General features: G+C 58.4%; 28 protein-coding genes. 16 read left to right on the top strand and 12 right to left on the bottom strand.

Annotated elements, in window-relative coordinates; all coding sequences use genetic code 11:
* Positions 1-58 precede the first annotated feature (58 nt).
* Positions 59-523, bottom strand: a complete 465-nt coding sequence (locus tag IEX10_RS06420; RefSeq protein ID WP_188672227.1) for a MaoC family dehydratase — start codon at positions 521-523, stop codon at positions 59-61.
* A gap of 217 nt (positions 524-740) precedes the next feature.
* Here IEX10_RS06420 and IEX10_RS06415 point away from each other — a divergent pair, with 217 nt between their 5' ends.
* From IEX10_RS06415 to IEX10_RS06405, 3 genes are read left to right on the top strand one after another with little or no spacing between them, the layout of a single operon-like run.
* Positions 741-1,178 carry an acyl-CoA thioesterase gene (locus tag IEX10_RS06415; RefSeq protein WP_188672226.1) on the top strand — a complete coding sequence of 146 codons (438 nt, stop codon included), beginning with the start codon at positions 741-743 and terminating at the stop codon, positions 1,176-1,178.
* The gene (locus tag IEX10_RS06410; RefSeq protein ID WP_308420687.1) at positions 1,175-2,080 is read left to right on the top strand and encodes a TIGR03084 family metal-binding protein; all 906 of its coding nucleotides are present in this window, start codon (positions 1,175-1,177) and stop codon (positions 2,078-2,080) included. The genes IEX10_RS06415 and IEX10_RS06410 overlap by 4 nt, the downstream gene beginning before the upstream one ends.
* Before the next feature lie 25 nt (positions 2,081-2,105).
* On the top strand, positions 2,106-3,314 hold the full coding sequence (locus IEX10_RS06405; RefSeq protein ID WP_188672224.1) for a YbfB/YjiJ family MFS transporter: 1,209 nt from the start codon (positions 2,106-2,108) through the stop codon (positions 3,312-3,314).
* Here the strand turns inward: IEX10_RS06405 and IEX10_RS06400 are convergent.
* A complete protein-coding gene (locus IEX10_RS06400) occupies positions 3,306-3,581 on the bottom strand; it encodes a hypothetical protein (RefSeq protein WP_188672222.1) in 276 nt (91 codons plus the stop codon). The genes IEX10_RS06405 and IEX10_RS06400 overlap by 9 nt on opposite strands.
* A 113-nt stretch (positions 3,582-3,694) precedes the next feature.
* Between IEX10_RS06400 and IEX10_RS06395 the strand changes: the two genes are divergently transcribed.
* The 6 genes from IEX10_RS06395 (at position 3,695) to IEX10_RS06370 (ending at position 7,378) form a co-directional block, all read left to right on the top strand.
* The gene (locus IEX10_RS06395) at positions 3,695-4,585 is read left to right on the top strand and encodes a LysR substrate-binding domain-containing protein (RefSeq protein WP_188672220.1); all 891 of its coding nucleotides are present in this window, start codon (positions 3,695-3,697) and stop codon (positions 4,583-4,585) included.
* 212 nt (positions 4,586-4,797) lie between these two features.
* The gene (locus IEX10_RS06390; protein WP_188672218.1) at positions 4,798-5,112 is read left to right on the top strand and encodes an AtpZ/AtpI family protein; all 315 of its coding nucleotides are present in this window, start codon (positions 4,798-4,800) and stop codon (positions 5,110-5,112) included.
* Between the two features lie 43 nt (positions 5,113-5,155).
* Complete coding sequence (locus tag IEX10_RS06385) at positions 5,156-5,917, top strand: F0F1 ATP synthase subunit A (RefSeq protein WP_268237034.1); 762 nt, start codon at positions 5,156-5,158, stop codon at positions 5,915-5,917.
* Positions 5,918-5,969: 52 nt separating this feature from the next.
* Positions 5,970-6,206 (top strand): F0F1 ATP synthase subunit C, encoded by a 237-nt coding sequence (locus IEX10_RS06380; RefSeq protein WP_069300419.1) that lies wholly within the window; start codon positions 5,970-5,972, stop codon positions 6,204-6,206.
* Positions 6,207-6,281: 75 nt separating this feature from the next.
* The gene (locus IEX10_RS06375; protein WP_188672217.1) at positions 6,282-6,812 is read left to right on the top strand and encodes a F0F1 ATP synthase subunit B'; all 531 of its coding nucleotides are present in this window, start codon (positions 6,282-6,284) and stop codon (positions 6,810-6,812) included.
* Between the two features lie 5 nt (positions 6,813-6,817).
* Complete coding sequence (locus IEX10_RS06370) at positions 6,818-7,378, top strand: F0F1 ATP synthase subunit B (protein WP_188672214.1); 561 nt, start codon at positions 6,818-6,820, stop codon at positions 7,376-7,378.
* 147 nt (positions 7,379-7,525) lie between these two features.
* Here the strand turns inward: IEX10_RS06370 and IEX10_RS06365 are convergent, their stop codons facing one another.
* Together IEX10_RS06365 and IEX10_RS06360 are read right to left on the bottom strand one after the other, a co-directional pair.
* Complete coding sequence (locus IEX10_RS06365) at positions 7,526-8,812, bottom strand: homoserine dehydrogenase (protein WP_188672211.1); 1,287 nt, start codon at positions 8,810-8,812, stop codon at positions 7,526-7,528.
* A 97-nt stretch (positions 8,813-8,909) separates the two neighbouring features.
* The gene (locus IEX10_RS06360; protein WP_188672208.1) at positions 8,910-9,176 is read right to left on the bottom strand and encodes a hypothetical protein; all 267 of its coding nucleotides are present in this window, start codon (positions 9,174-9,176) and stop codon (positions 8,910-8,912) included.
* A 153-nt stretch (positions 9,177-9,329) separates the two neighbouring features.
* Between IEX10_RS06360 and IEX10_RS06355 the strand changes: the two genes are divergently transcribed.
* Complete coding sequence (locus IEX10_RS06355; RefSeq protein WP_188672206.1) at positions 9,330-9,908, top strand: TetR/AcrR family transcriptional regulator; 579 nt, start codon at positions 9,330-9,332, stop codon at positions 9,906-9,908.
* Between the two features lie 6 nt (positions 9,909-9,914).
* On the opposite strand, the gene IEX10_RS06350 is transcribed toward IEX10_RS06355, so the two are convergent.
* The 4 genes from IEX10_RS06350 to glyA all read right to left on the bottom strand — a co-directional run bounded on the left by IEX10_RS06350 (position 9,915) and on the right by glyA (position 15,017).
* A complete protein-coding gene (locus tag IEX10_RS06350) occupies positions 9,915-11,258 on the bottom strand; it encodes an insulinase family protein (RefSeq protein ID WP_188672203.1) in 1,344 nt (447 codons plus the stop codon).
* A gap of 1 nt (position 11,259) precedes the next feature.
* Positions 11,260-12,543 (bottom strand): M16 family metallopeptidase, encoded by a 1,284-nt coding sequence (locus tag IEX10_RS06345; protein ID WP_188672200.1) that lies wholly within the window; start codon positions 12,541-12,543, stop codon positions 11,260-11,262.
* Between the two features lie 39 nt (positions 12,544-12,582).
* Positions 12,583-13,509, bottom strand: a complete 927-nt coding sequence (locus IEX10_RS06340; RefSeq protein WP_188672197.1) for an adenylate/guanylate cyclase domain-containing protein — start codon at positions 13,507-13,509, stop codon at positions 12,583-12,585.
* A 215-nt stretch (positions 13,510-13,724) separates the two neighbouring features.
* Entirely contained in the window at positions 13,725-15,017 is a 1,293-nt protein-coding gene (gene glyA, locus IEX10_RS06335) for a serine hydroxymethyltransferase (RefSeq protein ID WP_188672195.1), read from the bottom strand.
* Positions 15,018-15,291: 274 nt separating this feature from the next.
* Between glyA and IEX10_RS06330 the strand changes: the two genes are divergently transcribed.
* Positions 15,292-16,056: an NAD kinase gene (locus IEX10_RS06330; protein WP_188672192.1), complete on the top strand. Its 765-nt coding sequence runs from the start codon at positions 15,292-15,294 to the stop codon at positions 16,054-16,056.
* A gap of 59 nt (positions 16,057-16,115) precedes the next feature.
* On the opposite strand, the gene IEX10_RS06325 is transcribed toward IEX10_RS06330, so the two are convergent.
* Positions 16,116-16,505: a Lin0512 family protein gene (locus IEX10_RS06325; RefSeq protein WP_188672189.1), complete on the bottom strand. Its 390-nt coding sequence runs from the start codon at positions 16,503-16,505 to the stop codon at positions 16,116-16,118.
* Positions 16,502-16,849 (bottom strand): Lin0512 family protein, encoded by a 348-nt coding sequence (locus IEX10_RS06320; protein ID WP_188672186.1) that lies wholly within the window; start codon positions 16,847-16,849, stop codon positions 16,502-16,504. Before IEX10_RS06320 ends, IEX10_RS06325 begins: the two co-directional genes overlap by 4 nt.
* Positions 16,850-16,978: 129 nt before the next feature.
* Here IEX10_RS06320 and IEX10_RS06315 point away from each other — a divergent pair, with 129 nt between their 5' ends.
* The 4 genes from IEX10_RS06315 to IEX10_RS06300 are packed head-to-tail and all read left to right on the top strand — an operon-like array spanning position 16,979 to position 22,456.
* Positions 16,979-18,052 (top strand): AI-2E family transporter, encoded by a 1,074-nt coding sequence (locus IEX10_RS06315; RefSeq protein WP_188672184.1) that lies wholly within the window; start codon positions 16,979-16,981, stop codon positions 18,050-18,052.
* Positions 18,045-18,719, top strand: a complete 675-nt coding sequence (locus IEX10_RS06310; RefSeq protein WP_188672182.1) for a P-loop NTPase family protein — start codon at positions 18,045-18,047, stop codon at positions 18,717-18,719. Before IEX10_RS06315 ends, IEX10_RS06310 begins: the two co-directional genes overlap by 8 nt.
* Positions 18,719-20,935 carry an RNA degradosome polyphosphate kinase gene (locus IEX10_RS06305; protein ID WP_188672180.1) on the top strand — a complete coding sequence of 739 codons (2,217 nt, stop codon included), beginning with the start codon at positions 18,719-18,721 and terminating at the stop codon, positions 20,933-20,935. Before IEX10_RS06310 ends, IEX10_RS06305 begins: the two co-directional genes overlap by 1 nt.
* A gap of 45 nt (positions 20,936-20,980) precedes the next feature.
* Positions 20,981-22,456 carry a Ppx/GppA family phosphatase gene (locus IEX10_RS06300; protein WP_229678452.1) on the top strand — a complete coding sequence of 492 codons (1,476 nt, stop codon included), beginning with the start codon at positions 20,981-20,983 and terminating at the stop codon, positions 22,454-22,456.
* A gap of 35 nt (positions 22,457-22,491) precedes the next feature.
* Here IEX10_RS06300 and IEX10_RS06295 read toward each other — a convergent pair whose 3' ends face one another.
* Positions 22,492-23,157 (bottom strand): helix-turn-helix transcriptional regulator, encoded by a 666-nt coding sequence (locus tag IEX10_RS06295; RefSeq protein WP_188672178.1) that lies wholly within the window; start codon positions 23,155-23,157, stop codon positions 22,492-22,494.
* Between the two features lie 99 nt (positions 23,158-23,256).
* On the opposite strand from IEX10_RS06295, the gene IEX10_RS06290 reads away from it, so the two are divergent.
* Positions 23,257-24,126 carry a DMT family transporter gene (locus IEX10_RS06290; protein ID WP_188672176.1) on the top strand — a complete coding sequence of 290 codons (870 nt, stop codon included), beginning with the start codon at positions 23,257-23,259 and terminating at the stop codon, positions 24,124-24,126.
* On the opposite strand, the gene IEX10_RS06285 is transcribed toward IEX10_RS06290, so the two are convergent.
* Positions 24,127-25,374: a patatin-like phospholipase family protein gene (locus IEX10_RS06285; RefSeq protein ID WP_188672174.1), complete on the bottom strand. Its 1,248-nt coding sequence runs from the start codon at positions 25,372-25,374 to the stop codon at positions 24,127-24,129.
* Positions 25,375-25,416: the final 42 nt, after the last annotated feature.

Below are 25,416 nucleotides of genomic sequence, written 5' to 3'. Positions count from 1 at the left end.
AAATAATACGGGTGTACCACCGGCGGGGATTGGCCGGTGGCGCTGTTGGTTGCGGTGTTCAGGCTTCGAAGACAGCCATGCCCAGCCATTGGGCGATCAGGGCGGGGGTGTCCTTGCCCTTGATTTCAATGGTCAGTGTGTTTTCCGACAGCAGTTGCGTCGGGGATTTTTGTGTGACGGATTTCAGCACGAACCGTCCGCGAATCTGGTCTCCGGCGCAGACAGGGTTCAAAAAACGCACCTTGTTCAGGCCGTAGTTGATGCCCATCACTTGTCCCGGCAGATCGTCGTCTGTGTCGATCGCAAATTTCGAGGCCATCGACAGGGTTAGAAACCCGTGCGCGATAGAGCCGCCAAATGGCGTTTCCTTCGCCGCGCGTTCGGGATCGGTGTGAATCCATTGGGGGTCTTCCGTCACTTCGGCAAAGGTATCAATCCGGTCCTGATCAATCGTAACCCAGTCGGACAGACCGGTTTCTGTGCCAATTTTCGACGACTGAAGTTCAAGTGCTTTTTCGATCATGTTTCCTCCGGGCGAGGCCCGCTCCCATTAATTTCGTATGAAGTGAACCCGCTTTATCTGGCGTTGTAAAGCCGCCGTGACGTAGTGTTCCGGCGGGTTTGTAGGCTTGCACGGGCGGGCGATAGAGGGGACACTGATCCCGAATGCGCGCCTGTTCTGGCGGAGAAATCCCATGCAGAGCAGCGCGGTAGATTGGTATTGAGCAGAGGTTCGTCAGATGGCACGTATCCCCCCGAGTTTGCGATCCGAATATTCCCTGTTCCGTCCGGTTCAGACCCGTTGGAATGATAATGATCTTTACGGCCACATGAACAACGCGGTGCATTATCAGTTGTTTGACACAGCGGTGAACGGGTGGCTTATCGAACAGGGGTTGCTGACCTTTGGCGCGGAAACAGCTTTTATCGTGGCCGAAACCGGTTGTCGCTATCACGGGGATCTGATGTTTCCTGAGATGATACAGGCGGGGCTGCGGATCGAACGGCTGGGCGGGTCTTCCGTGGTCTGGCAGATCGGCCTGTTCCGCGAAGACGCACAAGAGTCAGCGGCGGACGGGCGGTTTGTGCATGTGCACGTGACATCCGAGGGTCACAAGCCGACACCGATAGGGGACGATCAGCGTGAAAAGCTGTTACCGCTGGTTATGGCGAGATGACTGCTCACGATTTCTCGATCTCGCAGGAAAGACGCGCAACCGGTCTGGACAGTTCGCATAACGCGGCGCAATTTACCGGCGATCCCAAGGAGCAAGTCCCCATGCAACAGGCAGAAGATTTCCGCGCGGAATGCGTGGCTCTCGCAAAGGTGTTAACCCCGCTCAGCGAAGATGCGTTTTTTACGCCAACCCAGTTCAAGGGCTGGACGATTGACGATGTGCTTGGCCATTTGCACATGTTCAACCACGCAGCTGAGCTGTCCTTACGGGACGGCGATGGGTTTGATGCGTTTTTTGGAGAGATCGCGGCGCGGATGGCCAAAGGTGCTACGATGGTCGAGGCGCAGTATCCTTGGCTGGACGGGCTGAAGGGCGAGGCGCTGTTTCAGGCGTGGCGGCAGGGTTGTGACGTGCTGGCGAATGCCTATGCCGCGGCCGATCCCAAAACCCGTGTGCGCTGGGCGGGGCCCAGCATGAGCGCGCGGTCCAGCATCACCGCGCGGCAGATGGAGACTTGGGCCCATGGGCACGAAGTTTTCGATCTTTTGGGCGTCAAACGTCAGGAAACGGACCGCATCCGCAATATTGTCGTGCTTGGGGTGAATACCTTCGGGTGGAGCTTTACCGTGCGGGGAAAACCGGTGCCGATCACGATGCCTTGCCTGAAACTCACCGCGCCAAGCGGGGAGGTCTGGACCTTTGGCGAAGATGTTTCGGACAATGTTATCACGGGATCGGCGCTCGGCTTTGCGCAAACGGTGACGCAGACGCGCCATTGGAAAGACACGGATCTGCACGCCCACGGTGATGTTGCAGCTGAATGGATGATCACAGCGCAGTGTTTTGCCGGTGGTGTGTCAAAGCCGCCCCGTAGAGGCACCCGTTTCCGCCAGGAGCGGTAACAACGCGGTGTCAAGAAGGACGCAGATGCAGCAGCAGGAATACAGTAGGGCGCAGGCGCTGTGGATTTTGGCGGGGCTGGCCTTTGGTTGCTGCATCACCAGTGGTTTTGCGCGGTTTGCTTACGGGTTGATCCTGCCGTCCATGCAGGATGATCTCGGGTGGGGATTTGCGCAGGCGGGGTGGATTAACACGGCAAATGCGCTGGGCTATCTTCTTAGCGCGGTCGTGTCGGTTGTCCTGTTCCGCCGTTTTGCGCAGGAACGTTTGTTCGCTTGGGGCGTGGTGCTGACGACACTTACTTTAGTGGCGAGTGGGCTAACGCGGGATTTCTGGATGCTGTCCTTCTGGCGTTTTGCCAGCGGCGTGTTTGCAGCGCCCGTGTTCATTTCTGCCGGTGCGCTGGCGTCCAACCTGTTTGGCGCGGACCAGCGCCGCAATGCGATGGCCATCGCGCTGACCTTTGGGGGCGGTGGGCTTGGTATGGTGCTTGCTGCGGTGACCTTTCCGCCGTTGTTTGCCTATCATGGTGCAGGGTCATGGCCGGTCGCGTGGTTGTCCATGGGTGTGGCCAGCGTTGTGATGACGCCCTTATCGCTTTGGGCGGCGCGGCAATTGAATACGCCGATGCGCGGGGCGGCGGATGCACCGGCACCGCCTTTGCGCAGTATGGGGTTTGAAATCGCGGGCTACTTTATGTTTGCCGTTGGATATATCGTCTATCTGACGTTTCTAAGCGCGTGGATGCGCAGCCTTGGGGCTGGGCCTTGGATGGTCTCGGCGGTCTGGTCGATTGTGGGGATCGGAACGCTGCTGTCTTCATTCTTATGGCGCGGCGTAATCGGGCGGTTCCAGTCCGGCGTGCCATTGGCGTTGACCAACGGCTGTGTCGCAGTGGCGATCATTTTGCCGGTGGTGTTTCCGACACTGGCTGGCTTGCTGGTGTCCTCGGCCCTGTTTGGTCTGACCGTGTTTATGCCACCCACTTCGGTGACAAGCTTCATTCGCCAGAACAATCCACCCGAAACCTGGGGGCGATTGATGAGCCTTTATACAGTGATGTTCGCGGTGGGGCAGTGTATCGGCCCTTATGCGGCGGGGCTGATCGGGGATGCGTTCGATAACATTGGCTACGGGCTGGTCGCCGCAGCGGTGATCCTTGCGATCGGTGCGGTGTGCGGGGCGATGCAACGGGGTCTCGCTGCACCGCCCGCTAAGGATGCGGTGTTACCGTAAGCGCAGGCTGTCGGAATCGTCCATATCAGAGGTGAACGCCGTTGGACGGAGTTGCGCGATATCCCCGTCGTCCATTCCGATATCCCGCAGCAAATGCTCTGGCATTTGGCGCAGATGGTTCAACCGGCGTGCCTCAGTTGCGACGGCGCGGAGCCGTCCGATCAGGGGCAGGGCGTTAAGGAAATTTGAACTGCCGCGCAGGGCATCCGGCGTGCTGTGCAGGGCTGCGCGTAGTTTGCGGGACGGGTGTGTTTCAATCAGGGCCATTTTCATCCCCTTTCGGGTGGATCAGTTGCGTTGGGTCTAATCTGGGGGCTTTACGCCGTTCGGACAAACGGCTTTACTTGACAGGTACTGTGCAAAAAAGTCACGTGTCCGCTATGGCTCGAACTCTTCCTCCCCTGAATGCCCTGCGCGCGTTTGAATCCGCTGCGCGGCTGAACAGTTTCACCCGCGCAGCACAAGAGCTGAACGTGTCCCATTCTGCCATCAGTCGCCATGTGCGGGGATTGGAGAAACGCTTGGACGTGGCGCTGTTCCGCACGGTTGCACGCGGGGTAGAGCTGACGCCGAACGGGCAGTGGTATCTCGAACGGATCGCTCCGGCGTTTGATGCCATCGCAGAGGCAACAGACGGGTTGACCGATATTCCGGCAGGGCAGGTGATCCTGAGCTGCGAACCTTCTATTGCGCAAAAATGGCTGATCCCCCGCATGGGCCGGTTCGCCGCGCTGCATCCGGAGGTGCGGATTACCCTGACCGTCACGGACCGGCTGGCCAATGTGGCGAACCACGATTGCGACATGGCGCTGCGCTATGTCAGCGAAGGGGTGGACGTATCAGCCTATGACGAAATCAGCCGTGCACCGGTCTATCCCTATGCCAAACCCGGATTTGCTGATCTGGACCCGGATAGTCTTGATCTGGCAGTGCTGGCGCGTCAGCATTTGATACAGGAACATACCGGATTGCTCTGGCCGATGTGGTTCCGTACAGCAGGCGTTGTTCCGGACAGACCGCTGAACCTGTCCACGCCCCTTGATGCGGTGCTTGGGATTGAAGCGGCGATATCGGGGTTGGGAGCGATTTTGATGTCGGCAGAGCTAACTTCGGTCGAGGTAGAGGCCGGACGGTTGATCAAACTCTCTGATGTGGGGGTGCAGTCGGGGGGATATTACCTGCTGACAAACGCCACCGCCGCGCGGCGTAGAGCAGTGAAAGTGTTTCGGGACTGGATGCTGTCCGAGAGCGAAGCCTGGCGCACCCGTTGAGCCATATTTCGTTATTCAACCAAAACGTTGAATAAGCGAAAAGGCGCTGAATCCGTGTTTTGCGTTTATTGGCCCGCTGCGACATCCGTGAAAAACAAGCTTTTTCAATAGCTTGGCAAATGTTATTCCCGTTGACTCTGTTTGAACCCCTGCTATTTTCCGCGCAACTGTCCAAAGCGGCGTTTTTACCAAGGATGAAGGAGGCTCGGCACATGTCAGATGGCCCTGACCCCGACAGGTTGAACGCCCTTGAGGAGAAGCTGAAAGCACGGAGAAAGGCGACGGAGCCTGCACCGGTGCAAGAGCATCACCTCAGTCAGGCGCAAGCCGGATGGCGGATGGTTACGGAACTGGTGGTGGGTTTGCTGCTGGGTTTCGGGCTGGGATACGGATTGGATCGTGCCTTCGATACGATGCCGGTTTTTCTGGTCATATTTACGATGCTGGGTTTCGCCGGTGGGGTACGCGCAATGATGCGATCCGCCGAAGAGATCACTAAAAAGAACGCGGAAACGCACGACAGTTAATTCGGGACCATAAGGGTTCCGCCCGATAAGAGGACACGAGACCGTGGCAATTGAAAGTGATGCAGTCGAACAGGAGCTTGAGCTCGCCATCCATCCAATGGATCAGTTTGTGGTTAAGCCGCTGTTTGGCGGTGGCGACATCGGCATGTTCACAATCACCAACGCCACCTTGTGGCTGGGGATCACCGTCTTGTGCGCCATCGCGCTGATGGTTCTCGGCACACGGGGCCGCGCAATTGTGCCAAGCCGCAGCCAGTCCATTGCCGAAGTTATCTATGTGTTCATCTATAAGATGGTTGAAGACATCACCGGTAAAGACGGCCTGAAGTACTTCCCGTACATCTTCTCGCTGTTCATCTTTATCCTTGTGGCAAACGTTGTCGGCTTGCTGCCGGCGTCTTTCACCACAACGAGCCACATCGCAGTAACCGCAACGCTCGCCATGATCGTGTTCGTAGCTGTTACAGTTCTGGGCTTCGTTAAAAACGGCACTGCCTTCCTGTCCCTGTTCTGGGTTTCTGCCGCCCCTCTGGCGCTGCGTCCGATCCTCGCACTGATCGAAGTGATTTCTTATTTCGTGCGTCCGGTCAGCCACTCCATTCGTCTGGCGGGGAACATGATGGCGGGACACGCTGTTATCAAAGTTTTCGCAGGGTTCGCTGTTGTGACCTTCATCTCCCCTGCTGCAATCGGCGCGATCGTTGCGATCTATGCGCTGGAAACGCTCGTGGTCTGTATTCAGGCTTACGTGTTCACCATTCTGACTTGTGTATACCTCAAAGATGCTCTGCATCCGTCGCACTAAGTCCGAGTAAACTATCTACGTCATTAGAATCTTAAGGAGAAAAAAAATGGCAATCGAAGGCGATCTGGCACAAATGGGTGCATTCCTTGGCGCAGGCTTGGCAAGTGTTGGCATGGGTGGCGCAGCCATCGGTGTGGGGAACGTTGTTGGCAACTACCTGTCCGGCGCTCTGCGTAACCCTGCTGCGGCTGCTGGCCAAACAGCGACCATGTTCATTGGTATCGCGTTTGCCGAAGCTCTGGGGATCTTTTCGTTCCTCGTTGCGCTGCTGCTGATGTTTGCCGTTTAAGCCAACCGAACCGAAGTACGTAAGGGTTGGGCCATTCGGCCCGCCCTTTGGTTCTTAAGCTGAACGGAGGTTGCCATGGCAACTGAAACAAACGGAGCTGCAACCGAGCATGCCCAAGGTATGCCGCAGCTGGACTTCTCGACTTTCCCGAACCAGATTTTCTGGTTGTTGGTTACTTTGGTGGTCATCTATTTCGTTATGAGCCGCGTTGCGCTTCCGCGTATCGCTTCGGTTCTTGCGGAACGGCATGGCGCCATCCAGAGCGATCTGGACAAAGCCGAGCAAATGAAAGCCAAAGCTGTCGAGGCAGAGGCTGCGTATAACAAAGCACTGGTTGATGCCCGTGCCGAAGCGCAGGCTATCGTCGAAGCGACCCGTGCCGAAATCCAGAAAGATGTGGATGTGGCAATGGCGAAAGCAGACGCGGAAATCGCTGCGAAATCAGCGGAATCCGAAACTGCAATCAAAGAGATTCGCGACTCCGCTTTGGGCGCGATCGAAGAAGTTGCTAATGACACGGCCGAAGCCATCGTTGCCAAGGTTATGCCGACAGCAGCGGATAAAACTGCGGTCAAAGCGGCTGTTTCTGCACGGTTGAAAGGGTGACGACTATGAAAATTCTCAACACTCTCGCAGCTCTTGCACTGACAACTGCACCTGCTTATGCCGCCAGCGGCCCATTCTTCAGCCTGGCCAACACCAACTTTGTTGTCACAATCGCATTTGTGATCTTCATCGGCGTGCTGATCTATCTGAAGGTGCCTGGTAAGGTTGCCGGTCTGCTGGACAATCGTGCGACTGAAATCCAGTCCGAACTGGATGAAGCCCGTGCGCTGCGCGAAGAAGCCCAGAGCATTCTGGCCACTTACGAGCGCAAGCAACAGGAAGTGTCCGAACAGGCCGACCACATTGTTGAAACCGCCAAAGCCGAGGCCAGCCGCGCTGCCGAACAGGCGAAAGAAGACATCAAAGTCTCTATCGCCCGTCGTCTGCAAGGTGCCGAGGACCAGATCGCATCGGCGCAAGCTGCCGCGATCAAGGACGTGCGGGATCGTGCAATCGCAGTTGCGGTTGCTGCGGCCAGCGATGTAATCGCGAAAGGCATGTCTGCAAAAGACGCAGGCGCGCTGATCGACGCTTCTATCAAGGACGTGGGCGAAAAGCTGCACTGACCTGACTGTCGGATAGGCCTCGATACGGGGTCTGACTCTGGCACAAAGATACAAAAAACCCCGCAGTGAAAGCTGCGGGGTTTTTCTTTGGACATTTTAAGAAAATGGAAGCCGGAACCCGTGTTGCGTTCCGGCAGGCCTGTTTGCCTAGACTTCGACGATCTTCAGGGCAATCGGCTCGCTAGTGGCGTCGCCTGTGGCTTTGATGCCCTCGATTGCCGCTTCCACATCCGATGGTTTGCAGGGGTGGGTGACGATCAGCACAGGGGCGCTGTCCCCGTCGTGGTTCTGCTGGCGCAGGCGATCTATGGATACGTTCGCGTCGCCCAGAGCGCGGGCAATATTGGCCAGCACACCGGGGGCATCCCGCAGGCTGGTGCGAATGTAATAGGCCGAAGGCGCTTGGGAGCGGGCAGCAGGCGTGTCCACCAGTTGCGCGGCAGGGGTGCCAAAGACCGGCAGGGTGATCCCCCGCGCAATGTCCATCACATCGCCCATCACGGCACTGGCTGTCGGGCCTTCACCCGCACCTGCGCCGCGCAGGACGATCTGGCCGACGCTATCGCCTTCGATCACGATCATGTTGGTGCCACCCTCAAGCTGGCCCAGCGGCGAGTTATACGGCACCAGACAGGGTTGCATGGTTTGTTCCAGCCCGTTTTCCGTCATTTGGCTGAGACCGAGCAGTTTGATCCGGTAGCCCATATCACTGGCAGCGCGGATATCGTCGATAGAGATCTCACCGATCCCTTGCAATTCCGCAGCGGGAAAGTCGACCTGCGTGCCATAGGCTATGGAAGACAGCAGTACCAGTTTATGGGCCGCATCAATGCCGCCCACATCAAGGTTCGGGTCCGCCTCAAGAAAGCCGAGCTGATTGGCTTCTTCAAAGACCTCGTCGTAGGGCAGGCCGGCGTTTTCCATCCGCGTCAGGATGTAGTTACAGGTGCCGTTCATCACGCCCATGATGCGGGTGATGTTGTTGCCTGCCAGACCTTCGGTCAGGGCTTTGATCACCGGAATGCCACCGGCAACAGCGGCTTCAAACCGCAGGTTCAGGTTGTTTTCCTCTGCCGCAGTCGCCAGCGCGTGGCCGTGGTGGGCCAGCAGCGCCTTGTTGGCGGTGACAACGTGTTTACCCGCCGCCAGTGCCGCCTCAACCGAGGCTTTGGCCGGACCGTCTTCGCCGCCCATCAGTTCGACGTAGACATCCACATCATCCCGCTGTGCCAGCTTGGTCGGATCATCTTCCCAGTCGTAGGCAGAGAGATCCACGCCACGGTCTTTCCCGCGGGAGCGGGCGCTGACCGCTGCCACTTCAATCGTGCAGCCGCTGCGCGCCGTTAGAAGGGCTGCATTCTGCTGAACAATCTTGATGACGCCGGAACCGACGGTTCCAAGTCCGGCAATGCCGAGACGGAGTGTGGTGGACATGGGATCTACCTTTGAAAAACGGGTGAATACTGCGGGTTTCGACCCCTGTTAGCCCAAGGGCGCATAGGGTGCAATCTGATCCGGTCCCCGACGGGGGTCAATTGGCAACGTCCCGTTGCAGGCGGGCAGCGCGCGCACGCAGCGCGCGCGCGCGTACGGCGAGCCTTTCGGTTGCGGCCTGATTGTCCTTAGCCGTTTGCGTGACGCCTTGTCCGGCTGCGGCGAGCTCTGAGGTTACGGCCAGTTCGGGCCAGTCGGCGCCTGTTGCATCGGATCCGTTCGGGTACTGGTAATCGGGCCGGTTCGATTTGATCGAACAGGCTGCCAGCGCCAGTGCGGCGGTCAGAAGAAGGATCAGGCGCATCAAGGTCGGCTCCGGTTTTGTGCTGGACGGAGTTTATGGAAAACCGGCAGGCAGGGCAATGGTCCGCGGTTGCCGCCTTTGGGCTTGCAATTAAACAGGTGTTCATTTCTTTTGGGGGCAGTATAGGGCGACAATCAAGGGCAGGGACAACACATGGCGCGGACATCCGGCTCCAGTTCACAGAAAACCGGACCACTGGTGCGGGCCGCCGCCCTGCGGCTTTTCGCACAGCACGGGTTTGCGGCGGTATCCATGCGCCAGATTGCGGCGGAAGTGGGCGTGCAGGCCGGTGCGCTCTATCGTTATACGCCAGACAAGCAAAGCCTGCTGTTCGAGTTGATGCAGTTCCATATGGAGGAGCTTCTGGCCACTTGGGAGGAGGTGGACGCTGGTGCCGCGCCGCTGGCGCGGTTGGACAGTTTCGTGCGCTTTCATATCCTGCACCATCTGGATCGGGCGGATGCGGTGTTCATCTCCTACATGGAGTTGCGCAACCTGACGCCGGAAAATTTCGCGCAGATCGAGGCCATGCGGGCGGAATACGAGCAGGTGCTCGAAAATATTCTGGTGGCCTGCGGGGGCGAAGGGCTGGGCGATCCCAAACTGACAACACTCGCCGTGCTGGCAATGCTGACCGGCGTGAACACATGGTACCGTGAAGGCGGAAGGCTTGACCGCGAAACTGTAGTGCAGAGCTACGTTGCAATGGTGCGGCGGGTCGTGGGGGTTTAGCCCGTCTTATTGCTGCGCGGCGTTCATTTGTTCCAGACACCGGCGCAGGGGCTGCGAAAGGGACAGCTCACAGTATCCATCACTCTGCATCTCTGCGCTTGGAGGCAATGTGCCGCCGATCAGAACGATAAGGTAATCCGAAAACGGCGGTAGGCTGTCAGCCCCTTGTTTTGCGACCTCATCCAGTTTGGCCTTTACCAGTGCGGAAAACAGCGGGATTTGCACGTCCCCCGTTGTGCCATCGGGGTATTCAAACAGGAATTGCATTGCGGACCAAGACGGGTTGGTCGCGAATTTATACTCAAACCCGCGCAGCAGGCGGCGGTGATTATTGGCCAGACCTTGCGCGCCCACGTCACCCGCGCGGGTGGTCTCATAGATAGTGCGAATGGTTTCTAACACCGCTGGCCATTCCGGCGTCGATACCGTCGCACTAAGCGCGAGCAGCGCGTGATCGCGTGCGGTTTGACGAAACACAGAGGCCGGATCATAGGCTGCGCGCATTTCCTGCCGGATGATGCGGAACATCTCGGACCCCTGATTGGCGCCCATGTAATCCATCAGCAGATTGGCCCTAACCTGCTGTTCCGGTGTGTCAAACAGGCTGTGGTGCACGGCAATGATCAGGGTTTCCTGCCCATCCGAATCAGGAGCAAAGATGATCCCCTTGGGCAGCGAGGCCGGTTCCTTGGGCGCGTGATCCGACGGGACCGGCGCATTGCGCAGGGGAAGCCCGTTGATAGCGGTCTGGATTAGCGGCGAAGGATCGCGTTCCTGCGTGCGGATGATGATCTGGTGGGGCAATCCAAAGACATAGTCCGCCTGCGACGTATCGGTTCCGTCCGTTGCCACCGGAAATCGGACGTAATCCGCCAGCACGTTGATCACATGGGATGGGCGGCGGTTCTTCGTGACTTTCACGGGGGCCAAAAGCAGAGACTGGCGCTTGTACCAATCCTGCGAAAACGCCGGATTAACCAAGAGGGCGTTCAGATGGGCTAGCGCATCGGGAAAGGCGGCATGGGGCGCGGTCAGGGTTAGGGCTATGTCTGTCGGCTGGGTGGAGATGCCAAGCGAAATTCCATTCACTTCGCGGTAGGTTTCGGCCTCAAAGGCTGACATCTCTGCGGTGCCGCTGCTGATGGCGGTGGACAGCCCCGCGTTCAGGGACAGCACGCGGTTCATGGCAAGATCGGGGATCGCCCAGACAAGCGTGATCGCGGACAGCCCGTTGCGCATCGGTGTCAGTTGGGCGATTTTCGGGTCTGATGATCCGGCAATCAGTTCGGCCCGTGCCATCAGCGGCAAAAGCAGGGAGACAGTCAGCAGGGTAAGGGCGCGCAACAACATCTTAACCCTCCTTTGAGGCAAAAATGGCAGAGACAGGGGCGGGTGCGATCAGGGATTTCAAGAAGCCCAGAACCTCTGCGTCACTGGTGCTTTCGATCAGCTCGGCGTAGGTGCCCGGAGAGATCGGCGGCAACCCGTCAGAACCGACGTTTTCAAGGAAAGACAAAAAGTCATCAGGACGTCGCGCGGCGGAAATAGCATGGGCAGCATTGCGTTTGCGGGCGGTTTCGATTTCCTGCGCGTCCGGTGGTGTGTCGAGCAAAGTTGCGATGGTGCTTTCAAACTCCTCCATCGCCTGTTCAAAACTTACACCCGGCATCGGGACCAGAAAGGATACCATTTCCATATCGCCGTTTTTGGCCAGAAAAAAGCTGGTGTTCACCGATTGGATATTAAAACTGTTGAAAATCAACGCCTCGCGGATGCGGCTTTCAAAGATGGAAACGCCGATAAAGAACTCCCCCTGCAAGTCGATGCTGGTGTCTTCGACGGGGTATTGAACGAATTTGGAATAGACCAGCGTGTCATCATAAAGCCGGTTGGAAGACAGCCGCTCGATCTTGCGCAATCCGGGCGCAGGCTTTTCGTTTAGCCACCACTTTTCCGGCGGCTCGGACGCTTTTGTATCCCCGAAATATTCCGCTACCTTCTTTTCCGCAAGTTCGGGCGGGATGTTGCCCGAAATGATCAACATGATGTTGGACGGCACGTAGTGTTTGGCATGAAAGTCCAGCGCGGCCTCTAGGCTGAGCTTGGGCACATCCGCGATGATGTCATTGGCCCGTCCACGGGTGGAACCATAGAGGTTTTGCAGCGCTTTGCGGCGCAGCCAGCGGGTGGGAAACTGACGTTCGCGCAGGAATGTTTCCCGCTCTACGATGTTCTTTTCACTTTGCAGAAAATCCTCGGGTAATTCCGGCGTGTCGAGCAGGGCGCGGGACAGTTTCATCAGTCGGTCGATTTCCGCGGGATGCCCCGAATTGGTGTAAATCGTCGCAACTGCGGATGTTTTGGCGAAAAGATCCCTCTCGCGGGGTTGACGCAGCACATAGGTGTCCGCAGAGAACGCCGCGAGGTGTTCAAGGAAATGGGCTGTTCCAGAAACAACCGGATCGTCATAGCTGCCTGAGAGCACCAGTACCTGCACATCCACGCGATTGAAATCATTGCGCGGCACAACATAGGCCGAATGCAGACCGCCGGTGTTCTTAAGGGGAATGACCTCTTGAGCGGCCACGCTAAGTGGCAGGAGTGTCAGGAAAACGGCGACGAGAAAGCGGAACAATGGATTGTCCTTTGTTGGGGGAGTGCAGCAGAGCGAACCCTATGCGGGTTTAAGCTGGGCCAGATGGTGCAGTTGGCAAGTCACGGAAAGGGCATCTTCGGACTCGGGGTGCTTGGTCGGCGATAAAATGCACTTGCCCGGCAGCGCCATAGTTTCGCGGCGCAGCAGGATCGGGTCCTGTCCTGGCAAACAAACATAGGTTCCGTTAGAGCTGACATCCCGCAGGTAGGCGTGATCCTTGCGCATTTCGATGATGATGTGACGGCGGGACACCCATTGGCGGGGCAGAACCAGATCGCAGGTTTCGGCGCGTCCCACAGTGACTTCGCGCTCTTGGGTGCATTCAGCGACACTGCCGTCATAAGCGATCAGGGCCGAAAGTTGCTCTGTGCCATCGCGGGGGGCGTGCGGCAGGTCCGTGTTGGGCGCCGCGCCGAAGGAGACCTGCGTGCTGCTTGCAACGGTGACATCGGCATAGCGGTAGATATTCTCGGCGCGGGCCTTCCCACGCAGCTTGCGACTGTCAAAATAGTGGAGTTCTGCACGGCCCTCGGGCGAGATCTCTTTGAACAGCGTGCGGCTGCACAAGGCTTCCTTGGGGTTGGCAAGTCCTGACAGACGGGCGGCCACATTAACGCAATCCCCGAAGATGTCATTACGCGTGCGGATGGCAGGGCCGAAGTCCAGCCCGATATGCACAGATAGCGCCCCGTCCCGTGTACGGGCTAGCATTGCCTGCATGGTATCAAGCGCATTGTTCGGATCTTCAAAGATGCACAATACATCATCGCCGCGCGAGTGGATGAACTCTCCGCCGTGTTCACTGATCACGTCTTGCAATATAGTCAGGCATCCGTCGATCTGGGCGCGGGCCTTCCGGTTGCCGACCTTATCGTAAAGCGCTGTGCTGCCCGAAATATCCGCGCAGATCACAGCAACTGTCACCTCGAATTGAGCGTCAGACATAAATTAAAGTCCTTGGATCATAGCGCGAACCGATGGTCGCACCAATCTGAATAGTCAGGACGATAGGCAAAAGGGCAGGGCCGTGCAAGTCGCGGGCCAGATAATGCAGGCTTAAACCCTGCATGTCACCGAAGTGTTTAAATACTTGCACAAAAAAAACCGCCCCCGGACAGGGGGGCGGTGTAAATCGCGGCTGCTGTTGGGCAGTTCTGTGCTTAAAGGTCTTCGTAAAGCGGGAAGCGTTTGCACAGGTCGGCCACTTTGGCACGCACGGAGGCTTCGACTTCTGCGTTACCGTCTTCGCCGTTGGCGGCCAGACCGTCGACAACTTCGATGATCATATCCCCGATCTCGCGGAACTCGGCCTCAGCAAAGCCCCGCGTGGTGCCTGCCGGTGTGCCAAGGCGGATGCCCGAGGTCACGGTCGGCTTTTCAGGGTCAAACGGGATACCGTTCTTGTTGGTGGTGATATGGGCACGGCCCAGCGCCTTGTCGGTGATGTTGCCGGTCACGCCTTTAGGGCGCAGGTCCACCAGCATCACGTGAGTGTCAGTGCCGCCGGTTACAATGTCGAGCCCGCCCTTCATCAACTGGTCGGCCAGCGCCTTGGCATTGGCAACGACCTGCTTTTGATAGGATTTGAATTCGGGGCGCAGAGCCTCACCGAAGGCAACGGCTTTACCGGCGATGACGTGCATCAGCGGGCCACCCTGAATGCCGGGGAAAATGGCAGAGTTTACCTTCTTCGCAATAGCCTCGTCGTTGGTGAGGATCATGCCACCGCGTGGACCGCGCAGGGTCTTGTGGGTGGTTGTTGTGGCCACATGGGCGTGGGGGAAGGGGGAGGGATGCTCGCCGCCTGCAACCAGACCGGCAAAGTGGGCCATGTCCACCATCAGGTACGCACCAACGCTGTCCGCAATCTCGCGCATTTTGGCAAAGTCGATCTGGCGCGGGATGGCGGAACCACCGGCGATGATCATCTTGGGTTTGTGCTCATTCGCGAGGGACTGAACCTGATCGTAGTCCAGCAAGTTGTCTTCCTTGCGCACGCCGTATTGAATGGCGTTAAACCATTTGCCGGACTGGTTCGGCTTGGCGCCGTGGGTCAGGTGGCCGCCCGCATCCAGGGACATGCCAAGAATGGTATCGCCCGGTGTCAGCAGCGCCTGAAACACGCCTTGGTTCGCCTGACTGCCGGAATTGGGCTGAACGTTCGCAAAATCACAGCCGAACAGTTGTTTGGCGCGATCAATGGCAAGGTTCTCTGCCACGTCTACATATTGGCACCCGCCATAATAGCGGCGTCCGGGATAGCCTTCGGCGTATTTGTTTGTCATCACCGAACCTTGGGCTTCCATCACTGCCTTGGAGACGATGTTTTCGGAAGCGATCAGTTCGATCTCGTCCCGTTGGCGGCCGAGTTCGTCAGTGATTGAACCGAACAGTTCGGGATCACGGGTGGAAAGGGACTCGGTGAAAAATCCTGCGTCGCGGACGGTTGTCATAGGGGATGATCCTTTGTTGGTCTTGCCGATGCGGTACGGGTAGTCCACGCGATGTGCTCTGGCTGATCCATATGCGACGTGTGACTGCCAATTGCGGACGCAGGTACGGGGAATCGTGTGAAAAGAAAAGGCGCAAACTGTCGCGGAATGGTCGTTTTTCGCCTTTTCCGCGCTGGAATAACACTGCGGCAAGCGGGGGATTTCCCTTGCGCCGGACCTTAGGGGCGGTGAAACTGTCCAAACGACCAATGAAGGACCAAGCGGGGCGCTTTGGATGCAGTATAAGAAAATATGTTTTCTGGCCAGTCAGGTAGAGACCGCACAGGAGGCGCGCGCCGTGCTGGTAATGCGCTATGGCGATGTGCCGCCGGTGCAGGCGGACCTGATCGTGGCACTTGGCGGGGACGGTTTTATGCTGTCGGTGCTGCACCAGACCCAAGGGCTGCGCGCGCCGGTCTACGGGATGAACCGCGGGACGGTCGGTTTTCTGATGAATACGTTTGCACCCGAAGGTCTGACCGACCGTCTGGCCGAGGCAGAAGAGGCCGTGATCCATCCGTTGCGGATGCGGGCCCATTGTGTGGATGGTACCGAAATCGAGGCGCTGGCGATCAACGAGGTATCCTTGCTCCGCCACGGTCCCCAAGCCGCCAAGCTGCGGATTTTGGTGGATGGCAAGGAACGGCTGCCCGAACTGGTTTGCGACGGGGCGCTGCTGGCGACCCCGGCGGGGTCAACCGCGTATAACTACTCCGCCCACGGCCCGATCCTGCCGATTGATGCCCAAATCCTCGCCCTGACAGCGATGGCCGCCTTTCGCCCCCGCCGCTGGCGCGGGGCTTTGCTGCCGATGAAAGCCAAGGTTCGCTTTGAAGTGCTAGAGATGGAAAAGCGCCCTGTGCAGGCGGTGGCTGACGGCAACGAGGCGCGGGAAGTGGAGTGGGTCGAAATCGCCATCGCACCGGAAATCACCCACCGTTTGCTGTTTGATCCGGGCCACGGTCTGGAAGAGCGTCTGATCCGAGAGCAATTCGTCTGATCGTTTGTCAGGGTTTTAAGCGCTCCGCGCGGGGATATTTGAACCAAAAAGAGCGGGGGTTAGTCCGTCTTGCTCAGCTTCCAGTCGGTCGGGTTGATGGGGTAATAGGCCTCTATCGCGGCGGTGGCGATCACGCTGGCAGTGCTGCCATCGGGTGACGGGATGTTCTGCCCACCTTTGACGGCTGTGGCCTTGGCATTGCCGCGGGGCAGTTCTGCGGCGATCCGATCCGTGTCGAGTTGGTCTGGTTCTTGCACGCCGATGGTCACGGCGACTGTCATGTTTTGATGATCCAGCCCCAGTTCGGTGAACATCGTCAGCGAGGAATGACGGATCGCGTCATTTACCGCGCGGATGGCGGCCTTGGTGTAATCCTTGCCGTAAAGATCCGTGCCGATGCCGGTTTCAAGTATAATGCGGCTGTCATTGGTTGGGGTGTTCTGTGTCATGCCCGCTCCATATCAAAAGAAACCACGATGGCTGCGTTGGCGATGACGGTAATCCCTGCGCCATCGGGTTTGGCGATGTCGAGCCCACCGTGGGACGCGCCAATCGTGATCTGGCCGTAGGGAAACATCTCTTTCAGAGAATCGGTGTCAACCTGATCTGGCTGCTGCACGGCAATGTCCACATCCACGATCATAGCTTCCTTGGGAAAGCCGAACGCTGGGGCCACCGTCAGGGAATTACGCCACAGCGCGTTCTGGATCGCGCGGCGGGCGGCAGCGGTATAATCGGCACGGCGCAAGGACGTGCCATGGCCGATTTCTAGGGCAACACGGGTTTTGGGCATATCAGGGCCTTTGTTTGTTCCGTATAAGGGCTATCCTGTGTATGAACCCTTGCGCAAGACCTGTGGCGGATGAATTGTTATTGTTACAGTCTTGGGTTAAAAAGAATTTCGGAATTTGGTGGAGCTTACATGGCCTTAAGTGCAAATGAGCAGGTGCGGTACTGGGGGATCGGACTGGTGCTGGTTCTGGTGGCTATGTGGCTGCTGGGTAATGTCCTGTTGCCCTTTATTACCGGTATGACCATCGCATATTTCCTTGATCCTGTGGCGGACCGGCTGGAACGGGCGGGGGCATCACGCGCACTGGCGACGACGCTGATCACCCTGATGGCGATGTTGGTGATTCTGGTGCTGGTGGTCGTACTTGGTCCGTTGCTGGTGAAACAGACGGCGGCATTTGTGACGGCCTTGCCCGAATATGTGAGCAAGCTGCAGGATTTCATTTCGACCCGCTTTCCCGAGTTTTTCGACGAGACATCTGCCGTGCGTCAGGGTCTGGGCACGCTGGTGGAGTTCATCCGCTCCAAGGGTGGGGAACTGGCCAATGCTGTGCTGGCCTCGGCCTTTACCATAGTGGATGTGGCAATCTTTATCGTCGTGGCACCTGTCGTGGCGTTTTATATGCTGCTCGACTGGGACCGGATGGTGGCCACCATCGACAGTTGGGTGCCCCGCGACCATTTGGAAACCGTGCGCTATCTGGCGCGGCAGGTGGATAATGTGCTGGCAGGATTTGTGCGCGGGCAGCTGACGGTTTGCGCTATTCTCGGCACGTTTTACGCAGTCGCTTTGATGGCCGTCGGTTTGCAGTTTGGCATTGTCGTCGGCCTGATTGCTGGGCTGCTGACGTTTATTCCCTATGTCGGTTCCATCATCGGCGGGGCGCTGTCCATCGGACTGGCGTTGTTTCAGTTCTGGGACACGCCGATCTGGATTGCCGCCGTGCTGGCGATCTTCATTGCGGGGCAGATGATAGAGGGCAATTTCCTGACGCCCAAACTGGTGGGCCGTTCGGTAGGCTTGCATCCGGTCTGGTTGATGTTTGCGCTGTCTGCATTCGGGTCATTCATGGGGTTCACCGGCATGTTGATCGCGGTTCCGGTTGCGGCCTGTCTGGGTGTGTTTTTCCGCTTCGGTGTTGGCCAGTATTTGGACGGTCGCCTGTACAAAGGGCTCGCCGAAGAGGAGCAGGCCGATGGCTGAACAACTGGTCTTTGATCTGCCGGTGGTCACGGCGTTCGGGCGGGACGATTTCTTTACCTCTCCGGCCAACAGTCTGGCGGTCGCAGCGATTGAGGACTGGCGCCAGTGGCCCCTTGGCAAACTGGTGCTGAGCGGACCTGAAGGGGCGGGAAAGTCCCATCTGGGGCGCATCTGGGCCGATATTGCCGGAGCCACTGTTGTGCAGGCGCGGGATGTTCGGGACGCGGCCCAACTGGCGCGGGGGCCTTTGTGTGTCGAAAACCTGCCCGCAATCGCAGGGGACCGGACGCAGGAGGCAGCTTTGTTCCACTTACACAACCTGATGGCGCAGGGCGGGTATCCGCTGTTGATGACAGGGCGCGGGGTGCCGCGCAGTTGGGGAATTTCGCTGCCTGATCTCGCCAGCCGGATTGAAGGCAGCCAGCTTGTGCAGCTTGGTGCGCCCGATGACACGCTTTTGGCGGCAGTGCTGCTGAAACTTTGCGCGGATCGCCAGCTTTTGATGGAACCCGGAGTGGTGGATATGATCCTGCGCCGCGCGGAACGCTCGTTTGCCGGTATCCGCGCGCTTGTGGGGGAGTTGGACCGCCTTTCTTTGCAACGCAAACGGCCCGTTGGCCCCCGTATGGTGACAGAAATCCTGCGCCGCCTAGAGGAGAGACCGTGATGGATGGCAACTTGCCGGATCAACCCGTCGAACGGACGGTGCAATCGGATTTTTTGCGTAATCCTGCGCCAGAACCGCTTGATCTGCCATTGCTTGATAAGAACAGCAGAGACCGTTTCTTCAACCGCGAGCTAAGCTGGCTGCAATTCAACTGGCGTGTGCTGGAAGAGGCGCAGAACCCCCGTCTGCCATTGCTGGAGCGGGTCAGGATGCTGTCGATTTCCGGCACCAATCTGGACGAGTTCTATTCCGTGCGGGTCGCTGGCCTGCGGGAACTGGAACGTAACGGCATAGAGACACCGGCGCTGGACGGCCGTACGCCAAAGGAACAGCTGGTGCAGATCGACGCGGAAGCGCGCCATTTGATGCACGTCCAGCAAGAAGTCTGGGTCGCGCTGATTGCGGAGATGGAAAAGGTCGGCATCGACATTCTGGTGCGCACCGAACTGGACGATGCCGATCGCGATTACCTTAAGCAGGTGTTCGTGGATCAGATTTTCCCGATCCTGACACCGCTGGCGATTGATCCGGCACACCCGTTTCCCTTTATCCCGAACACCGGTTTGACGCTGGCGCTGCAACTGAAACGCAAGAAGGACAAGCGTGTGTTGCAGTCGCTTCTGCCCATTCCCGCACAGGTGCAACGATTCATTCCGCTGCCAGACGGTCCGGGGGGCACCCAGCGGCTGATCATGCTGGAAGAGGTGCTGCTGAAGTTCATCGACCAGTTGTTTCCGGGGTACACAGTGGACGGGCATTGCGCCTTTCGCCTGTTGCGCGACAGTGATCTGGAACTGGAAGACGAAGCCGAAGACCTGCTGCGCGAGTTTGAGATCGCCCTGAAACGCCGCCGCCGCGGCGAGGTGATCCGTATGACCATTTCAGCGGGTGCGCCTTCGGCCCTGCGGGATGTGATTTTCGGGGCGCTGGGCCTGACCTCTGATGAAGCGATAGAGGTGGAGGGTTTGCTGGGCGTGTCCGATCTCGGCGCGCTTATTCTGGACACCCGCAAGGATTTGCAGTGGCCCGCCTTCAAACCCCGCGTGCCAGAGCGGGTGCAGGATTTTGAAGGGGATATTTTCGCCGCCATCCGTCAAAAGGATATGCTGCTGCATCACCCTTATGAAACCTTCGACATTGTCGTGGATTTCCTGCGCCAAGCGGCCCGCGATCCGGCTGTGGTGGCGATCAAACAGACGCTTTACCGGACATCAAACGAAAGCTCTATCGTGGAGGCGCTTTGCGAAGCCGCCGAGGAAGGTAAATCTGTCACAGCGCTGGTGGAACTGAAGGCGCGTTTCGATGAAGCCGCCAATATCCGCCAGTCCCGCCGGTTGGAGCGCGCAGGCGCTCATGTGGTTTACGGATTTCTAGACCTCAAAACCCATGCGAAACTGTCTACCGTTGTGCGGCGCGAGGGGGCAGAGCTGGTCACCTATACCCATTTTGGCACCGGCAACTATCACCCGATCACCGCGCGGTTCTATACCGATCTGTCATTCTTTACCTGCAACAAACAGCTTGGCCACGACGCGACCAAGGTTTTTAACTTTATCTCCGGCTATGTGGAACCTGAAGGGCTGCAACAGCTCTCTGTCTCGCCGATGTTTTTGAAGCGGGATCTTCTGGCCATGATCCACAATGAGGTGGAGGCGGTCAAAGACGGCAAGCCGGGGGTGATCTGGGCCAAAATGAACGCGCTGATCGACGGGGATGTGATTGATGCGCTTTACACGGCCAGTCAGGCTGGCGTGAAAATCGACCTTGTGGTGCGGGGCATTTGCGGGTTGCGGCCCGGGATCAAAGGGCTTTCGGAAAATGTGCGGGTTAAATCTATCGTCGGACGGTTTCTGGAACATTCGCGGATTGTCTGCTTTGGCAACGGCTATGGCCTGCCGGACAAAAAGGCGCGCGTTTTCATGTCCTCGGCGGACTGGATGGGGCGCAACCTGAACCACCGTGTAGAATCGCTGGTGGAGATCACCAACAAGACCGTCCACGCCCAAATCATGAGCCAGATCATGGCCGCCAATATGGCGGATCGGGCGAATTCATGGGTGCTGCAACCCGATGGCAGCTATCTGCGGGAGCCCGATGAAGAGGGTGACAAACGGTTCAACTGTCACCGCTTCTTTATGGAGAATCCGTCCTTGTCAGGGCGCGGTTCTGTCGGGGCAAAGGACGTGCCGGAACTGATGCACAGCGATGAAACCTAAACCTGCGCAACGGCAGGGACGGGGGCGGTTTAGGGGGAACGACGCGTGAAAATCACAACCAAATTTGCAGCACTTGAACGGGTTGGGGTGATCGACGTGGGCTCGAACTCTGTCCGCATGGTGGTGTTTGATGGCGCGGCGCGGTCTCCGGCGTATTTTTACAACGAAAAGGTGATGTGCGGCCTTGGCAAAGGCATGTCTGAAACCGGAAAGCTGAATCCCGAAGGCCGCGCACGCGCCCTGTCCGCGATGATCCGGTTTGCCGCCCTTGCCAAAAGCTTCAAGGTGCAATCGCTGACAACCGTTGCCACCGCCGCCGTGCGCGAGGCAGAGGACGGCCCTGCCTTTTGCACAGAGGTGTTGGCAAAGACCGGCATCGAAGTCACCGTTGCCAGCGGCGTAGAAGAGGCCCGCCTGTCCGCGCAGGGTGTTCTGCTTGGCTGGCCGGGGGCCGACGGGCTGGTCAGTGACATTGGCGGGGCGTCGATGGAGCTGGTTGAACTTAACAGCGGCGAAATCGGAGAGCGTCTGACATCCCCGCTTGCACCATTGCGTCTTGCGGGGGTGGAAGGGGATCTCGACACCCATATCCGTGACACGCTGCACGATCTACGCAAGACGATGTCCAAGGACTATCCGACGCTGTTTCTGGTCGGCGGCTCTTACCGCGCTATTGCCAAGCTGGATATGGCGCGGCGGGACTATCCGTTGCAGGTATTGCATGAATATAAACTGTCGCGCAGACGTCTGGCGGAAACGCTGGACTGGATCGAAACCGCCACGCTGGACGAATTCCGCGCGCTGTCGAGCACCAGTGTAGACCGCCTGACATTGGTGCCGATGGCAGCCCGCGTGCTGCGGCATCTGGTGGATGTGTTTGATCCCAAAGAGGTTGCGATTTCCAGTTATGGTCTGCGCGAAGGGTTGCTGTATGAACAGATGCCCGAAGACCTGCGCGCCCGCGATCCGTTAATAGAGGCCTGCCTGTTCAGCGAGCGCACGTCGGCACGTTTTCCGGGATTCGGTGCGGAACTCGCCCGTTGGATACTGCCCCTTCTGCCCGATCCCGACCGCTGGGAACGGATTACGCTGGCAGCGGCCTTGCTACACGATGTCAGCTGGCGCTCTGACCCGAGCTCCCGTGCCGAGGAATGCTTTGATAATGCTTCGCGGGGCAATCTTGGGGGCCTCGATCATACCGGGCGCGTGTTGCTGGCGATGGCGCTGCTGCACCGCTACCGCAAAAGTGGCAAACTGGATAAATACAAAGCGCTACGACCGCTGTTGAACGACGAACAGTACAAGGGGGCGCAAATCATCGGAAAGGCGATGCGGCTTGGTGCGTCACTGGCGGGCGGGGACCGGACCGTTTTGCGCCGTGCCAAACTGGTTCAGGGGGAAGGCACGCTTGAACTGCACCTCCCCGCCAAGATTGCCGCGTTTGGCGGCGAGGTGGTAGAGACCCGTCTGGCAGAGCTCGCCCGCTCTATGGGGCTGGAAAGCCGTTTGATCGAGAGTTGAAAGTAACCGAGCGCCCGCACGCTTGTATATCACGCCTATAAATCTCGGGCGTGGTGCGCGGCCCATTGTTGCCGCAACGTTCCGGAGCGGCCTGTGAAACGGCCACAGGGTTCGGGCTGACGCTGAAGCCGGTCTGCCCTGAAGTGTCTGAAATCCTGCCGTAATTCGCACCACGCGGGCAGCACGATGGCCTCGGCGTAATAGATGATCGACAGGGGCAGGATGATACGCTGCGTGGCCGCATTGTCACCATCAAGGTATTCGATCCGCAGCTTTTCCTCTTCGCGAATGGCGCGGCGGATGTCTGATAGATCAATGCCGTTGGGTGCCTCTGCCCCCCATGATGACGACAGCAGGGTTTCACTGAGCGGCGTGGCTTGGGATATCTTTGCCGCAGCCCGCGCCGCCGCCCGCCCGAGCGCTTTATCCCCAGTGCGCGCGATCATCGACAGGCCGACTGTTATGGCTTCGGCTTCCTCCACGTCGAAATTCAGCGGCGGCAGATCAAAGCCGGACCGCATCACATACCCGACTCCCGCCGCGCCTTCGATGGGCACCCGCATGGCCTGCAAGCTGGCAACATCGCGGTAGACCGTGCGGGGCGTCACTTCCAGCGCCTTGGCAAGATGCTGCGCTGTCAGAGGCTCCCGAGCGGAGCGGAGCAACTGGATAATTTCGAACATTCTGCTGGATCGGGCCATCGGCTTTCCTGTCTTTGCCCGACGTTAGCACAACACTCCTGACAGATACATGTCAGGAGTGTTGTGCGAGACAGGGGTATTCGCAAAAGGATTAATGCAATGGATCGACACTACACGCTTGGGGTTATGCTCGTTACTTTCTCTGCCCTGATCTGGGCCAGTGCGGGTATTTTCACACGCGGAGTCGATGCGGATGCTTGGAGCGTGATCTTCTGGCGCGGTCTGGCGGCCACAGGGTTCACGTTTATCTATCTGCTTCTGACGGAGGGGCTGCGACGGGAATGGAAAATGATGCGCCCGCCAGCGTGGCTGGCCACTGTGCTGATGGCATCCGGCACGGCGGCATTTATCCCCGCCTTTAAACTGTCGAGCGTGGCAAATGTTGCCCTGATCTGGGCAACGGCACCTTTTGTGACAGCGGCGCTGGCGTGGGTGATGTTGGGGGAACGGCCAAGCCGCAGGGTTGTCATTGCCAGCATTGCTACGGCGGCAGGGGTTGGCATTTTGGCGGGCGGCAGCGTGCAGGGAGGTGGTCTGGCGGGCGATCTTTTGGCATTCTGGATGACGCTAATGATGTCCGCATCTTTCCTGATTTACCGCCGCTGGCCGCAAACACCTGCGGCTTTACCGTCTGCCCTGTCAGCGATGCTGTTGCTGCCCTTCGCGCTGATGTTTACCGATCCGGTTACGGTCAGCACGCAAGAGCGGTGGATACTGGTGGCCTTTGGCGCGGTCTTTGCAGCGGCTTCGGTGCTGATGCTGGAAGGCGCGCGGCGCATTCCAGCCGCCGAGGTGGCCTTGATCGGCGCGCTTGAAACACCGCTGGCCCCTGTTCTGGCGTTCCTAATTCTATCTGAAACACCCCCTGCCGCCACCCTCACAGGGGGGGTGCTGATTTTCGCGGCGGTATTATGGGCGCAGATCAACGGGATGAAACACCACAGCCGCAACCGCGCGACTGAAGGCTAGTCACTGGCTTTCAAGTTGCACCTGCACCGCGTTTATGGCGGCAATCGCCGCTTCGCCTTCGCGTCTGTCCCGCTCGAACAGGCTTTCGAGTTTGCGCCCCCAAGAGCTTGGCTGACGGCCCATCGCTTCGCCCACTGCATAGAGGCGGGTCATATAGGCGGGGTCGAACAGCTCGCGGGATTTATCGGTGAAACGGGCGGGCATGATCATCGCGCGCAGGGAAAATCCGTCACGCTTTGCAAGGGCTGCAATGCGCTGTAGGTCCCCGACGCTTTGGCTTTTGATCAGGGTGGACAGGGTGCGCTCTCCGATGTGGCGCAGTCCGGTTTTCTGGGGCTGATAGACAGGGTTGATCAGGTTGTTGTGGATCACCCAAACCCTGTTGTCACGATGGGCGAGCCCCGCACGGCGCAGATAGCTGCGCACTGGCAATTCGGGGGAGTAGGTAAAGATTTCCTGTGTCAGCCCGCCGTCTGCGTGAAGCTCGGTGAAGTCTTCGGTGCCATCGGTCACGTTAAAGCGGACCGGCGTGAACATGATCGGGATGGAAGCAGAAGCAAGGATCACATCTCGGATCAGGGCGCGGGCATCCTCGCTGCGATAGCTGGCGATTTCGGTGACGTTCCAAACCACAGGGCGTTCGGCGTCCATGTTTGTGGTGCCAATCAGCAGCAACCGCCCGCGAGCATATTCATCCGCCAGTGCGCCGACAAATTCGGGGGTGACAACAGAGTCGATCACCCGTTTCAAAGGTGCTGTCGAGTAAAGCGAACCGCCGCCAAAAATGCCGGCAAGAAACCGTTTACGCACCAGCGCGTCTGTTCTGGCTGTCTTGTAAAACTCGCCGATCTGGTCGTCATAATCGGGGCCAAGGAACGCGAAAGGTGCGATGATTGATCCGGTGGAGATGCCAGTGACGATGTCAAATTCGGGACGGGTGCCCGAGGCGCTCCAACCTTTCATGACACCAGCACCAAAAGCGCCGTTCGGGCCGCCCCCTGACAGGGCGAGAATATGCAACCCGTCCCCTTCGCGGCGCACTGCGCGCAGGCGCTGGGCGAAGGTGTCCACCTCGTCGTCCAGACTGTCCGGTGCGGTGTCGCCGAAAAAGCGGACGTCAAGGAAGCCGATAGGCTGCATAAGCGCGTGGCTGGCCTGTGGCGGTGCGAAGATGCCGCGATCAATTCCGGCGCAGCCTGCGAAGAATACGGACAGGCAAACCAGAAGGGATTTTGTCGTCATATTCATGATGACCTCAATAAAAACTGCTTGAAATACGGTAAACCCTAA

This window comes from Neptunicoccus cionae (assembly GCF_014643735.1).
Lineage (GTDB): Bacteria > Pseudomonadota > Alphaproteobacteria > Rhodobacterales > Rhodobacteraceae > Amylibacter > Amylibacter cionae.
Note: the sequence above shows the minus strand (reverse complement) of the source record. Positions and strands in the feature narration are given on the sequence as shown.